Source organism: Brevibacterium sp. 'Marine', assembly GCF_012844365.1.
Lineage (GTDB): Bacteria > Actinomycetota > Actinomycetes > Actinomycetales > Brevibacteriaceae > Brevibacterium.
Genome location: NZ_CP051626.1, coordinates 2,984,129 through 2,998,218 on the forward strand (window position 1 = coordinate 2,984,129; position 14,090 = coordinate 2,998,218).

General features: G+C 58.3%; 12 protein-coding genes. 6 read left to right on the top strand and 6 right to left on the bottom strand.

Annotation, left to right across the window (positions count from 1 at the left end):
• Positions 1 to 5 precede the first annotated feature (5 nt).
• The 3 genes from HF684_RS13450 to HF684_RS13460 all read left to right on the top strand — a co-directional run bounded on the left by HF684_RS13450 (position 6) and on the right by HF684_RS13460 (position 2,202).
• Positions 6 to 581, top strand: a complete 576-nt coding sequence (locus HF684_RS13450) for a recombinase family protein (protein ID WP_169253928.1) — start codon at positions 6 to 8, stop codon at positions 579 to 581.
• The gene (locus HF684_RS13455) at positions 578 to 895 is read left to right on the top strand and encodes a hypothetical protein (protein ID WP_169252864.1); all 318 of its coding nucleotides are present in this window, start codon (positions 578 to 580) and stop codon (positions 893 to 895) included. Before HF684_RS13450 ends, HF684_RS13455 begins: the two co-directional genes overlap by 4 nt.
• Before the next feature lie 296 nt (positions 896 to 1,191).
• On the top strand, positions 1,192 to 2,202 hold the full coding sequence (locus HF684_RS13460; protein ID WP_169252865.1) for a hypothetical protein: 1,011 nt from the start codon (positions 1,192 to 1,194) through the stop codon (positions 2,200 to 2,202).
• A 1,146-nt stretch (positions 2,203 to 3,348) separates the two neighbouring features.
• On the opposite strand, the gene HF684_RS13465 is transcribed toward HF684_RS13460, so the two are convergent.
• Positions 3,349 to 3,828: a hypothetical protein gene (locus HF684_RS13465; RefSeq protein WP_169252866.1), complete on the bottom strand. Its 480-nt coding sequence runs from the start codon at positions 3,826 to 3,828 to the stop codon at positions 3,349 to 3,351.
• A complete protein-coding gene (locus HF684_RS13470; RefSeq protein ID WP_169252867.1) occupies positions 3,825 to 4,139 on the bottom strand; it encodes an Lsr2 family protein in 315 nt (104 codons plus the stop codon). Before HF684_RS13470 ends, HF684_RS13465 begins: the two co-directional genes overlap by 4 nt.
• Before the next feature lie 148 nt (positions 4,140 to 4,287).
• On the opposite strand from HF684_RS13470, the gene HF684_RS13475 reads away from it, so the two are divergent.
• The gene (locus tag HF684_RS13475) at positions 4,288 to 4,530 is read left to right on the top strand and encodes a helix-turn-helix transcriptional regulator (protein WP_169252868.1); all 243 of its coding nucleotides are present in this window, start codon (positions 4,288 to 4,290) and stop codon (positions 4,528 to 4,530) included.
• 557 nt (positions 4,531 to 5,087) lie between these two features.
• Here the strand turns inward: HF684_RS13475 and HF684_RS13480 are convergent.
• Positions 5,088 to 5,975, bottom strand: coding sequence for a LysR family transcriptional regulator (locus HF684_RS13480; RefSeq protein ID WP_169252869.1), 888 nt, complete (start codon positions 5,973 to 5,975; stop codon positions 5,088 to 5,090).
• Between the two features lie 142 nt (positions 5,976 to 6,117).
• Here HF684_RS13480 and HF684_RS13485 point away from each other — a divergent pair, with 142 nt between their 5' ends.
• Both HF684_RS13485 and HF684_RS13490 read left to right on the top strand, forming a co-directional pair.
• Positions 6,118 to 7,401 (top strand): MFS transporter, encoded by a 1,284-nt coding sequence (locus tag HF684_RS13485; protein WP_169252870.1) that lies wholly within the window; start codon positions 6,118 to 6,120, stop codon positions 7,399 to 7,401.
• Between the two features lie 124 nt (positions 7,402 to 7,525).
• A complete protein-coding gene (locus HF684_RS13490) occupies positions 7,526 to 9,148 on the top strand; it encodes an amidohydrolase (protein WP_169252871.1) in 1,623 nt (540 codons plus the stop codon).
• A gap of 858 nt (positions 9,149 to 10,006) precedes the next feature.
• Here HF684_RS13490 and HF684_RS13495 read toward each other — a convergent pair.
• The 3 genes from HF684_RS13495 to HF684_RS13505 form a co-directional block, all read right to left on the bottom strand.
• The gene (locus HF684_RS13495; protein WP_169252872.1) at positions 10,007 to 10,561 is read right to left on the bottom strand and encodes a TetR/AcrR family transcriptional regulator; all 555 of its coding nucleotides are present in this window, start codon (positions 10,559 to 10,561) and stop codon (positions 10,007 to 10,009) included.
• A gap of 105 nt (positions 10,562 to 10,666) precedes the next feature.
• Positions 10,667 to 12,037, bottom strand: a complete 1,371-nt coding sequence (locus tag HF684_RS13500) for an MFS transporter (protein WP_169252873.1) — start codon at positions 12,035 to 12,037, stop codon at positions 10,667 to 10,669.
• Entirely contained in the window at positions 12,034 to 14,067 is a 2,034-nt protein-coding gene (locus HF684_RS13505) for an NAD(P)/FAD-dependent oxidoreductase (protein WP_169252874.1), read from the bottom strand. The genes HF684_RS13500 and HF684_RS13505 overlap by 4 nt, the downstream gene beginning before the upstream one ends.
• Between the last annotated feature and the right edge of the window lie 23 nt (positions 14,068 to 14,090).

Here is a 14,090-nt window from a genome sequence, read left to right on the forward strand (position 1 = left end):
GTGCCATTTACCGCTGCGACTCACAGAGCGCGGCCGACCAGAACGAGGCACGGCAGGTCGAGGCCATCGGAGAGGTCGACCGGTTGTTTGCCGAGAAGGTCTCAGGCAAGAACGTCGACGACCGTGCGCAGCTGAAGGAGATGATCGCCTACGTCCGCGAGGGCGACGTCGTCCGGGTGAAGTCGCCCGACCGGCTGTCGCGGTCGACGACCGACCTGCTCTCGCTCGTCAAGGATCTGAAGAGCAAGGGCGTCGCCGTCGAGTTCGTCGACAGCCCGGCGCTCAACACCGACACCCCACAGGGCGAGTTCATGCTCACGATCCTCGCCGCGGTCGCACAGCTCGAGCGGGCGACGATCAAGGAGCGCCAGGCCGAGGGGATCGCGATCGCTAAGGAGAACGGCGTCTACGAGAGGGAGCCGAAGCTCACCGACGGCCAGGTCTTCACAGCGCGCGAGCTCGTCGACCGCGGCGTGCCGAAGGCAGCGGTCGCCAGAGAGCTCGGCGTGAGCCGGCAGACCCTGTACACGGCGCTGAAGGGCAAGGGCAGGTACGGAGACGACGAGCAGGCGCAGTCGTGAACACGCGCCGGGCGACGAACGCGAAGCTCGAGCCGGGCGAGCACACCATCGACCGCGGCAACCCTCGGGAGCGGAACGGCACCTGGCGGCTCGACTGGTCGCTCAGGCTCTACGACGGCACGGTCGTGCGCCACACCACCACGGGAGCGGACGTGTCAGTGGTGAGGCGGAGGGCCCGGACGAAGGCCGAGCAGCTGCTCGCAGCGTCTGGGCCGACCTCGGCTCGGCTGCATGCGCTAGCCGCGGAGGTCGCCGCACTCTCCCCGCAGCAGCGCAGCGAGCTCGAGAGGCTCGTCGGCGACCTGATCTCGTGAGTCGTCTCGGAAAGGACCTTTCGGGACGTGACCGAGCAAGACCGACTTTTCGAGACCCGATCACCGGCCTCGCGCCGGGGATCGGGTCTCGTCTCGTCAGGGAGATGGTATCCAATACACGCGAAGGATTGCGATTCGGATCTGTTTACAGCCCTGCTTCGTACCGCGCAATCCAGGACGTGAACACCGACCTACACCGCGATGTTCGGGTGAGGCGGCTAAGCGTCAATCACGTCGTCGGTTCCAGCCGACCGCTCGATCGGCATTGAGCAGGTCACCCCTGGCAGAATGAGTTCATGGAAGACTCTGCGCCTATGAACTCGCGCCCCTGGGTCGGCATCGCCGAGGACGAGAACGTTGCGGCTCTCGTGTCCTCGGCCTCGCGCTGGATGGGGAAAGCCTTGGCCGGCTGGGTCGACGACGACCCGGAGACTGTCGGGCTCCTCGCCCCGATCAGCGTCGAGCACCTGGGCAAGGCCGTCCTGTGGTCGCGGAACCCCGCACTGCTGGTCCCGTTGTCGAACAGTGCAGAGCAGTCGTTGCTGATTCTGACGTCCAGGCCGAACATCGCCAACCCAAAGCTCCGGACCATCGGGCTCGGAGTTCTCTTGGATCGGCTCGAGCGCACTTTGGGCTCCTCTCCGCTGGCCATAAGCGAGAAGAAGCGACTGATTGACACTCGGAACGGATCTGTGCACGTCGGAGCTAAGAGCAATTCCTCGCACGTCCTCCGCGACGCTCTCCGACTGTGCTCGGTGCTGTTGGCGGACATCGGAACGGACCCGGGCTCCTTCTTCGGCGACCAGCACAGCACCGTCGTCGGCATCCTCGATGCCCAGCGGACCGAAGTCGAAGAGAGAGTTCTCGCCAAGGAGGCACGTGCACGGAATCGCATTGCCGACCTTGAGGCGCAACTGGGCTCCGCGGCCTTCGCTGAAGCGGAAGCGCTGCTCGAGGCAGAGGCCAGGGACGCTTTCGACTCTATAATGCTCGAGGCATCGATCGATCACCCATGCCCGATCTGCACGCGAAACGGCAGACTGGGCGGCTTCCTCGACGTTGAAAGCGATGTCGACTGGGACGTAGAGAAGATCGGCGAGAGCTACGAGTCGTGCCCGGGCGGATTTAGGAGGTTACTCTTCACGCCGATTACTTTCGGATGCAACGTGTGCAAGCTCAGTATCGACCGCTACGACGAGCTCACTTCGGCGAAGCTACCGGCGGAGGCGTACGAAATTGGCACAGCCGACCTCGACGACGATTTCGACCTCGAGTTGCACGCCCAATCTTTCGACGAGACCGACTGACCGGCGCTTCGCATGCGGCACGGCTTGCTGGAGAACTCTGCGATACAGAGTTCTGAGACCGGTCCTCCTGCATGATCACGGGAACCCTGTCGTTCCTAGAAACGGGAACCCTGTCGTTCCTAGAAAAGGTAGTGTCTACGAGACGCCGTTTGCCGACCCAAGGTCCCGACTTCCTGGAACGAGTGCTCGGCAGAGTGCTTCTCGTCGAGCACTCCGAATCCCGACAGGATTAGTCCACGACGACCGCTTCCGCCTGTTTCGGCGCGCCTAGGGCCAGTCCTCATTCTCCAGGTTGGCTCGTCGCGGTGGTGGTCCTCAAGGTGACGAACTCCTGGCACCCGGTTCGTCGTCGCGAATTCTCGCACTGGCCCGAGCCGTCCAGGCCAGGCAGTGCTAGCCTGAGACCACTACATCCCCCACGCCTCTCGACGATGCGCACTTGGGGGATTTTTCTGCCGCGACCTGAGTGGGCTCCGATGCCCTGGTCGCTCTGGACCTTCCCTCGAGAAGACTGTCGCCCCGGGAGTCCGAACCATAAGGTCCGAATAGTCACCGGGGCGTTACATTCGACAGTATACCGCAATAGATCCCTCAACTTACTGGCGTCGGCATGAGACGAACCAGTTCTCGTAGGTGAGGGCGACGAGTTAGGGTCGGCCCCAGGTGTAGAGCTTCGAGCACAGGGCCCGGTGTGGGCCTTGACCATGTGGATGGTGACGACGAACCTGGCCGCGATCTCGTCGTTCGACAGCCGCTCGACGATAAGGCCGAACACCTCGCTTCGCAGCCGGTGAGGCAGACGGATGAGAAGTGTTACCGCAGGGCTCGGCCCGAGACGGATTAGGCATTGATCGTCTTCTTGTCGGTAGACTTGGGCATAGTACGAGTACTCCTTCAAACGTGACTCGTGCTTTCGGCCCTGCTGCGCTCCAACGCATCGGGGCCTCGCGACCCACCGGGTGTCTGCCCGGTGGGTCGTCTGGATTCTGCTGGGGTGGTGCCGCTGCGCGAGCAAGCACGAACGCTCGCGCGCGTCAGGCGACTGAAAAGGCGACGCGGAAGTCGCGAAGTGGTTGCGGTCCCGCGCCGACTACATCACCGAGGTCGGCTACCACGACGTCGAGGAGAGGCCGTCAGAGACAGCAGTCACCGACGCTTGAAAACCTCGCCCAGGTCGGAAAAGAGCCCGTCGAATCGTGCGCTGCTGTCGGCATAGTTCCCGATTCGTCCCCCAGCCGATCCCTCTGACGGCGCTTCCGACTTCAGGGTGAGCTTCACGTACCCCTTCGTCGGCTGCGACTCGACGACGTAGACGATCTCGTGGGTGATCGTCACTTCGCCTTGGTGCGAGTCGCTGCTCTGCTCGTGCGTGAGCACGCGGAAGCCGTGCTTGTAGCCCATGTAGTCGAAGAACTTCTGCTGGGCCTGCTCGTCTATCCGCTGGATCTGCGACGAGGGCCCGCGCGCGATGATCCGCTGCGCGTGCGTGCAATCGCGGTCCTCGGTGGGCCGACCTCCGTCGTCGTGCTCGATGAAGTCGAACTGCGCCCGCGCCTGCCGCATCTGCTCCTGGCTGGGATAGGCGACGCGGCCCTGGTAGTACCTGATCGGTCCGATACGGGTCATCCGTGCGCAGCCATGAAGGCCTTGTAGACCCTGTTCGGAATCTTGCCGTACTCGGCGACTTCATACCCCTGTCGCTTCGCCCAGGCGCGGATCTCCTCGCGCTCCTCGGCAGTCGTGTCAGGCACGAATCGGTTCGACGGCTTCTTCGCCGCCTTCCTGCCGGCCGCGATGTACGGGGCGAGCATCTTATCGAGCTCAGCGCGCTCCGACGCAGTCAGCTCCGTCTCGTACCAGGCGGCCTCCCACCCGATCGTCACGGTCTCGGCCTCGGGCTCGCCGCTCAGATCGGAGACCAGAATCGTCTTCGTCACCATGATCTTCCTCCGTTTCATCTCTTTGTAAGCCGGCGAACAGGTAGCACATTGCTTCGGCTCTCGTTGCCTATCGGTCGGTCATCATGACTTCAATGATACTTATAAGTACGTGGATCTATAAGTACCACCGAGCGAATCTGTTTGAGTGCAGAAAAGAGGTCCACTCAACCAACGACTTGGGACGAATCTCCGTGCCATTCGTCTTGAACGCGGCTTCACCCAGGAAGCGTGGGCTGAACACCTCGGATACGACCGCACCTACGTGGCCTCGTTGGAACGAGGCGAGCGAAACATGTCACTGGACTCGCTCACAGCTTTGGCTGAGAAGCTCGAAATCGAGCCCCTCTCGTTGCTGGTAGACCCTGCCGCGCCTCAATCGAGCGGCTGACAGCAGCAACGATTTTGGGGCTGACGAGTGGCCCTCTCGTGCAGAACGATAGAACTACTTGATAAGACTCGCGACCGGATATCAAGGGGACCGGTATTTGATGGCGCGATCTGAGCCGAACCACTCGCTTCAATGTGTCAAGCCACCTGTCACCCGACGGGCTCGCAATGGACCGCGTCGAAGTGTCGCATACACTCAACCAGCATTCGACGGGGAATGATGATCTCCGCATACTACTTGCACCACTAACCTCAAACGTGCGCTCGACGAGACCTTTTGAGGGCCCCACCTCCATTTGAGCCATTTTCTGGATGCTCCCCCTTCCGCAGGAGTCTTCGGCGTCGACAAGGCGGGATGCACTAACCACAACGACTATTCCCTGAGCCACCGCGATACCTCGAAATTCTCGGACGAAGGGACGCCGGGATGACATTCAGTTGGATCATGAACAGCGACAGACGATCTGAATCGACACAGCGAGGTCTCGCCCACACGGCGAACCGGTATTTCAGCGGCCCTACGCGTTGAGCCGCGCTTGCAGCCTGACGCTTGAGACGTCAGCCGATCACGATGTCCGCATATTCGGGCCGACTACGAATCCAGGTAGTGAACTTTGAGATGAACGATCGCACTTGCTCCTCGGCATAGTGGTCGGACGGCCAGGCCGCCCATTCCTCAACGAATATAGGTCTGCCACGATCGAGAAGGGGGACTTCCACGAGGTCAAACTCTGCCCTATCAATGCTAATAACTTGACCGCGACCGGACAGCGCGAGGGCCTCGCCAATCCGTGTCCGGCTGACTTCGTGCCGATACTTGACTTGTACACCCGACAAGGCGAGGATCCGATCCAGCTCTAACCGAGTACCGCTGGTGCGGTCAGTGACGATGAGTTCCAAGTCGGGCAGTTCTCGGATATCGATGCTCGAACGTTGTGCGAGGTCTGAATCCCGAGGGATTAACACGAGGAACGGGATGCGAAAGACGCGCTTCGAGGGGATACCCGGAGGAGGTAGGAGCGGGGCAAAAGCAAGGTCGACTCTGCGCTCGGAGACGAGCGAAAACAAATCTATAGATGGAGCCTCCAAGACGTCGGACACGAGGAGATCGGACTCGGGGATAAACGGCAACACGAGTTGTTCGGCAACCATCGTGGGGCACGCGAGGGTGAGCGGAATCTTGCGATCGACAAGCGCAGACATGGCTAACTCGGCACTGGCCCAGTGCAGCAGAAGGTCGCGCACCACAGGTTCAAGTTGCCGGGCTGCCCGCGTCGGAACCATTCCCGACTTTGAGCGCGTGAACAGTGGTGTGCGACAGCGCTCCTCCAAGGTTCTGATCTGGCGTGAGAGCGCTGGTTGCGAGATGTAACACTTGTCAGCCGCGGCCGTGGCAGTTCCAGTTTCGAGAACTGCAAGGAAACTTTCGAACAGCGAATTATCCATGCACGGAAGTTATCACAAACCCGCGAGATAAGTATTGGACCGTATATCTGAGAGCTCATAGGGTGAAACTGTCGTGTTCCAAACCACTCTGACCAGTCAGCAATTGGACACTGTCATTGGACACCGTCAAGGGAGACACCACATGACTTCAACCCACCAAACATCCACACAACGACAGAAGCGTTCCATCCTCGGGGCCTTCGTCGGTACCGCAATCGAATGGTACGACTTCTTCTCCTTCGGCACGGCCGCCGCGCTTGTCTTCGGCACTGTGTTCTATCCCGACCTCGCTCAGGGATCGGGGTTGCTAGCATCATTCGCCACATTCTGGGTCGGATTCCTCGCCCGCCCCATCGGCGGACTTATATTCAGCCACTTCGGTGACCGCTTCGGGCGGAAGAACACCCTGATTGTCACATTGCTCATGATGGGCATTGCGACGACATGCATCGGCCTCCTACCCACTTACGGTCAGATCGGGCTTGCCGCGCCCATCCTCCTCATAGTTCTGCGAGCAATCCAGGGCCTGGCCGTTGGCGGCGAATGGGGCGGCGCTGTGGTACTCGCGACGGAGAATTCGGAATCGAGCAAGCGTGGTTTCGCCGGCGCTTGGGTTCAGCAGGGCTCGCCGGCCGGTTCGATCCTCTCCACAGTCGCGTTTATGCTCGTCGGGCTGCTCCCCGACGACCAGTTCATGTCCTGGGGATGGAGAGTTCCATTTCTATTTTCTGCCATTTTGGTCATCGTGGCGCTACTCATTCGCAGTCGCGTCGAGGAATCTCAGGAATTCACAGAGGTGAAGGCTCAGGGACAGACGCCGAAGGTTCCAGTCCTCGAAACCTTCAACGTCGCCGGACTCCTCGTCTTCTTCGGCGTCCTCGCTTCGATCGTTGGAATCGCCTCGGCGTACTTCAACAACACTTTCATGCTCTCATGGACGACTGGGATCCTCGGGATGGACCGCACCGTCATCCTCAACCTCATTCTGCTCGCCGCAATCGTCCAATTTGTCTGGCAACCCGTGGCGGCAAAGCTGTCGGAGAAGTTTGGCATAAGGTCGATTCTCATCTGGGGTCTCGTTCTCACTCTGATCGTCACTCCCCCGTTCTTCCTCGCCATCCAGTCAAAGAACGAGCTCTTTCTTGCTGTCACGATCGTCGTTAATACGATCGGTGCCACCGCCTACTATGCGATGCTCGCCACCGCGCTTTCCGAAGCGTTCCCGGCCCGCGTGCGTTACACCGGAGTTTCGCTGGCCTACCAGTTGTGCGCGACAATTTTCGGCGGCACGACGCCGATCATCGCGCAATGGCTGCTTAATACGACGGGCAACAGCCCATGGTCGGTAATGACGTTCTACATTGTCCAGGTCATGCTCTCGATCATCGGCGTCGTCGGACTCTACAAACTGAAACGAGAAGAATGACTCGACGCAGCTACTTCCGTTCACGACAAAGACACGACGAATCGGGAAGCAGAATCCGGCTAACACAACGACGCTGAGCGAAGCCGAAGTGTTTACAGGACACAAGCATGAGAGAAGGGAAAGCATGAAGATCGACAGCATTTGGCACGGACGGTTCTGGACGGGCTTGTCTGATTATCCGGAGGCGCGAAGCATTGCCGTACTCAACAGTCGGATCGTCGCGGTCGACGATCTAGACGGACTCAGCGCGCGGGAGGAATTCGACCTCGGTGAGTCTCGCATCGTCCCGGGCTTGCACGACGCACATCACCACACGATGGGCACCGGGGAGCAGCTCGCCAACGTCGACTTGCGCTACCCAGCGGTGACGAACCTCGAAGAACTCTACGCAGCACTAGGGAAACACGCACAGTCCCTGCCCGCCAATGCATGGGTGAGGGGCAGCGGCTACGATCAGAACCGACTCGGCGGCCATCCGACTGCCGAAGCGCTCGACAAGGTCACAGGTGGAAGGCCGGCCATCATCGAGCACGTCTCACACCATATGATCGTCGCGAACACGGCAGCTTTCGAACGCGTCGGAGCTCTAGGCAGGAGAGACTATCCCGACCTTCCAGGAGGGCGTGTTTTCCGTGATGCAGAAGGGCGAGCCGAGGGGTTGCTGCAAGAGAACGCCGGAGAGCCGATTCAATTCGAGGCGGCGAAAGTCACCGAAGAGGAGGCAATCGAGTCGCTCCGGCTCGCTTCGGAGCAGTCACTACGCTACGGGCTCACGAGCCTGACCGAACCCGGCATCCTCGTCGGCGGAGCGATGGGTGTCAACGCCCCTGTGCTGAATATTTATCAGAGGGCTATCGCTGAAAACGCCTTACGGCCAAGGATGACTGTGATGCCTTTCCACCACGTCCTCCACGAGCTCGAGCTCAATGCCGAGGGGATGAAGACCCTCGATCTCGGAATCCGCACCGGATTCGGCGACGAACGGCTGCGTTTCGGCCCCGTCAAGATCATCTCCGACGGCTCACTCATCGGCCGCTCTGCCGCAGTGCACCAATGCTACTGCGGTGAGGCCGACAACACCGGGCTCATGGTGGTCGAACCCGAGGACCTACTCAGCCTCATCCCGGCCTTCCACCGTGCCGGTTGGACTGTTGCCACACACGCCATAGGCGACAGGGCGATCGATCACGCTCTCGACGGAATCGAGGCCGCACTCGCCAGCTCACGTCGACCGGCTCGTCACAGGATCGAGCACTTCGCAATCGCCACCGATGAACAGGTCGAGCGTTCGGCGAAGCTCGGTGTCATTCCCGTTCCGCAAGGTGTTTTCATCTCCGAGTTCGGCGACGGCATCCTCGAAGCAATTGGCTCCGAACGCAGTGCGGGCACGTACCGGATGCGCTCTCTCCTCGACGCAGGAATGATTGTTCCTGGCTCGACCGACTCCCCCGTTTCCGATGCCAACCCCTTTGTATCAATGCACGACTTAGTCAATCGTAAGACCTCGTCGGGCGCGGACTTCGCCCGAATGGAGAGGGTCACCGCAGCTGAAGCACTGCGGGCCTACACCTTCGGTTCGGCGTACGCGGCCGGATACGAAGATCAGGTGGGGACGCTTGAAGTCGGGAAGCTAGCCGACTTCGCAGTTCTGAGCGAAGACATTCTCGCCGTCAGCGAGGCCAGCATTCGCGACATCCGCCCGACCGCGACGATCATCGGCGGAGAACTCGTGTTCGGTGAAGCTTGACGAGGTGTCGCCGATCGCCAACTCCGTACGTCGCGTAGACATGTCCCAAGGGAACCTACAGCGACCGCATCGACAATTTCACGGCGTCGAAATCCACGCTGTGGTCACGAAGAGCAGTTCGAGCGCGAAGACTATTGTTGGCCGCCGCTCTTCCGGAAGTCCCGCCTTACGACCTTGGACCTTCCGGGTGATGAGGAGCCTAGACAATCTCAGTAGCTTCCTCGGCAGGATTGTTCCCGGTGTTCGCGTCCCACTCAGGCCAAACGACTTTGTTGACACCTGATTTGCACAGGTTCGATGCCGGCTCAACTATCCGTGCCAGCATGAGATGGAAGAACGCGTTGTCATTTATCACGTCGCCGAACCCGAGTCTCTTCCACGCCGGGGAGATGGTGTCGCTGAGGACAGATGACCGTGATCCCACAACCGCTCGGGCCGCAGTGGCGCGCCAGCATCAGTAGGCAGACCCAATTCGAGTTCGAGTCGTTCGGTTAGTCGGAGAGCTTCTCTTCACCGGCGGCGAGCATCGCTGTCATTTCTGCCTCGGTGCGAACGGATCCGAGGTGTTCACGGACGGTGACTTTCCTACGATGTTTGCGCACGATCTGGACAGCTGTGACCCCGGATCCATCCGTGGACAAGGCGACATCAACCCATCATAGAGAGCCGATTAGTGGCCCACAAACTCGAACTCTGAACCCGTAACCAGCACAAACACAATCGAAACCGCGAAATCAGCGACGAATTGTGGAAGTCAGGAAGTGGATTATCTGAAATTGCTCGCTTCACGGAAGGGCACTGTCTGCCGATGCTATCGAATGCGCTTCGATTTCCACCGCGGCTACAGCTCTGCAGCGTTCAGGCCAGAATATCTCGCTCTACCGCTCGAAGTTCCTCGGCGTCCATATTCAAGCCCACTGCAACTGTGTCCTTGTAGACCACCCATCCGAAGTTGAAACATATTTCACGCAGGATGTGTCGTTTGACCGCGTTTGGTTCCGTTTCCGGGTGGTGCGCAAGAATTTCGTTGTATTCAAACTGCACCACCGGGTATTCCCAGTTCAGCTTCGAGTAGGCGTGACCCGAATCTGCTGAGAAGTTTGCGGCAGCCCTCCACCACAATTCGTGATCTGAGATAGGCAGGCGCGGAAAAGTCTCAGATCTATCGACCCCCGCCTTGCGGCGAGCAATATATGCCTCCGTCAACTGCAACATAGCCTCACGCATCAAATCGGCTTGAGAGCCGAAATAGTAATAGATCAGACTTTGACGCACTTTGGCCGCGTCTGCGATGTCCTTGTTGATGATCAGTCCAGGGGGTCGTTGCGCAAGCAACTCCTGCGTTGTCTCCACGATGCGTTGTCGCGTTGACACCTTCTTGCCATCAGTCTCGGGCTTCGGTCGATCGCTCATTCGATCAGTCTATGGCAGGTAGCCGAGAACCCGCTCGGACATTCGTCGGTTTGCTAGTGGCCGAGCGGGTTCTCGCGTGAAGCTTTTCACTAAGTGCAACTGGTTCTATCGCAGCAACGCGGTCATCCGGTCAATGTCTTTTGCTGGATGGATGAGAAGCAGGCCAAGCAAACCGCCTATGGCCACGATGATTCCTGAGATCGTAAACGCCGTGAAGTAGCCGGCATCGGGCGTGGCTCCAGCACCAACAATATTGCCGAATACAAGCGGAGCGATGAACCCAGCCGACGTGATGATGCCGACGTAGGTTCCTTGCGCAGCGCCGCGCTGACGCCCCGGAACAAACTCAGAGATGATGACGCTTCCGGTTGTGAAGCTGACCAGCCCCATGCCGAATCCGAGTGCAGTCAAAATGATCTGCAGAATGCCTCCGGGGATAGCCGCCGACAGTAGGATGAAAATTCCTGCGATGAGAGTCGTTCCAGAAGCCATGAATCCGCGAGCGATTCGGCTGCTTGTCCCACGTTTCATCAGCCATGTCGTCAACAGCGCTTCTCCGACGAGGAATACGATCGCTGTTACAGAGACAATTGCGACGATGTTTGCCGCGACTGTCATCCCGTAGCCACTGGTGATGTTGAGGAATGTCGGCAACCATGCCGACACGATCGCAAGAGCCCAGTATGCCGCAAAACTAACGCAGCAGGTCCCAATGAAAGTTCTTGAGAAGAAGATCTTCCGGTATGGCACTCGTAGCGTGGTCTGTGATAGGCCGATATCAACCGTATCTTTCGCGGATTCCACTTGATTTGAAGCGATCGATTCCGCGCTCTCGGAAGTGTCGCTTGGTGAGTACGGGCCTTCTTTTCCGATGAATAGCCAGAGAAGAAGCCAAATGACTCCGGCGCATCCGACTGCGAAGAAGGCCCAATGCCAGTTGAACTTCGTCGCAATCAGTGTGACCAGCGGCGCGGCAACTGCAATTCCCCCAAACGAGCCGACATTCTGAAGCGCGGTTGGTAGATTTCTCTCATCGTCTTTGAACCACTTTGCTGCGGCGTGAAAGGACAGTCCAGCCGATGGGCCCTCTCCTAGGCCGAGGAAGATTCGAGAGATCAAAACGATGGCAAAGGTTGGGGCCAGCCAGATAGAAAATTGAGTCAGTGACCAAATGATGACGATACCGACGAGCAGCCACCGTGTTGCTATGCGGTTGGCGAGAAAACCGCCCGCGATCGCTGAAGCGGAGAACAGGAAGTAGATCGCACTGGCCAGTACTCCGTATTGTTCAGGTGAGAGGTTCAGATCCTCCATGAGTGGTACAGCCACAAGACCCAAGACAGCCTTATCTGCCCAATTGACCAAAGCCAAGAGAACCAGCATGATAGAGACCGCCCAGGCACGGCGTTTACTATACGTAAATGATGACGACTTCGTTGGCGCAATTTCGGACAGAACTTTAACAGTTGCCTTCATAGCGATTTCGCCTCAATCTCTAGCTCTGCGTCCTTGCCCGAAGGCCGATACTTCTGCGCCTCATTGCCAGATCGGTCTTCGTTGCTGAATCGAAGGGTGTAGTCTTCTTGCTTGACCTGTCTAGTCAGATTCCAATATTCGGGTGTTGGCCACGGCATATTGGATACAACTCGACCAGCCGAGTTGCGGTACCAAGTACTTCCACTGGAGACAGCCCAGATCATCTCCGCGAGACGGGCATCCATTGCACGGTTATATTCATCCATAGCTTCCGGCTTACATTCGATCTCGACTGCGTTCGCTTCGACCATTTTGACTATGGCTTCCGCTGCGTAGCGCGTCCATGTCTCGGCTTGCAAGATGATGCTCCCCCCGGTTCCGATATTTGTGTTGGGTCCATACATGACAAACATGTTTGGGAAGCCGGGCACAGTGATTCCGAGATGAGCTCGCGGATCATCTTCACCCCAGACGTCGCGAATCGTTCGACCAGTCCGACCTTCGATTTGAAGTGATCCCAGGGCCCTAGAGGCTTCAAAGCCCGTCGCAAAGACAACGATGTCCACTTTGTGCTCTTTGCCGTTAGCGTCGACTATTCCATCCGAGGTAAATTGAACCTCGCGACCGGGGACAACGTCGACATTATCTCGGCGCATCATTCGATACCAGCCGTTATCTCGAAGCATTCTCTTGGTGAATGGCGGGTAGTCGGGAACTGCTTTGGGCAGAAGATCTTGACGATCGCCCAGTTCGTCCTTGATATATTGAGTCAGCTCTGTCCAGAGTCGTGCGTTTTCGGCGCTGATAGACCCGTCATTAGAACTCCACTCGGGATCCACTTCGGCCGCTGGCCTCAGACTGTCATTTTGAGACAGCATTGTTCTCGCCCTGAACCACCGCTGATATTCTGGGATGTTGGCGAGCAACCACTTTTCGCCGTCGGATACTTCCTTCATATAGTTTTCAACCGCGACATTCCACTGAGCACTTCGCTGAATGACTACGAGCTCATCGACGTCCGGAGCGATAGTTGGGCCAATCTGATTTGCTGATGCTCCAGTGCCTACGAGAGCAACTCTCTTGTTCTTGTAATCGACTTTGTGGTCCCACTGGGCGGCATGGAAGTACTTGCCTTGAAATTTTGCAAGGCCGGGGAAATCCGGAATCTTTGGGGAGCTGAGTAGTCCAACAGCAGTGATTAGGATATCGACCCGTTCTGTCGAGACCTCCCCCTCTTTGGAATGTACAGTCAACTCCCACTCGTGGGCTGACTCGTCGAAGCGAGCTGCAACGACTTCTGTGCCGAAGCGTGCGTTAGCATGAAGCTTCGCCCGTTCTGCAACACCTTGCAGGTAGTCAAGTATCTCTGGCTGTTTTGCGTAATAGCGACTCCAGTCGCTTTTCTGGTCGTAGGAGAAGGAGAAATAGTGGCTGGCGATATCGACTCCGCAACCTGGGTAAGTGTTATGTAGCCAGGTCCCACCAAAGTCTTCCGCGGAGTCGAAGATTGTGAACTCCAAGTCGAGGTGTTTCATCCTAATCGCGGATGTGATTCCGGATGGCCCGGCCCCTATAATCCCCACTCGTAGATCCTTGGCAATCTCCGGTGGTGCCCCCGTCCAGTTGACAGTATCTGGCTGCACCCCCATCTCCTTTTTCGCCAGATCGTGGTAGACCGGCGACAAACGCTCGCCTCCCGCGAGGTCTAAAAGCTCATCGAAATCCAGCAAATCATCGAGGCCAGAATTCGACTTCGGTTGTTGGCGTTGCCTCGACATGAGAGCTTCATGCAGCTCATCTCTAATGCTTCGGATGTCTTCATCGGTAAACGAGTGATCCCATAGATTGGGGCCCGTGATCCCGCTGGCCCATTTGCTCGCTTGAGCTCTACTGCGAGTAAGTTCCAGCAAAACTAGAAGCTCGGTCTGCGGCTCACCCTGGTCGATCGCTGCTCTTAACTCGTCTTGGAACGAGTTCGATTCTGACTGGGCCCGGCTATAGCGGCTCTCATGATCCTGTTCTAGCGTCATTGTTAGACAGTCCTTTCTATTTC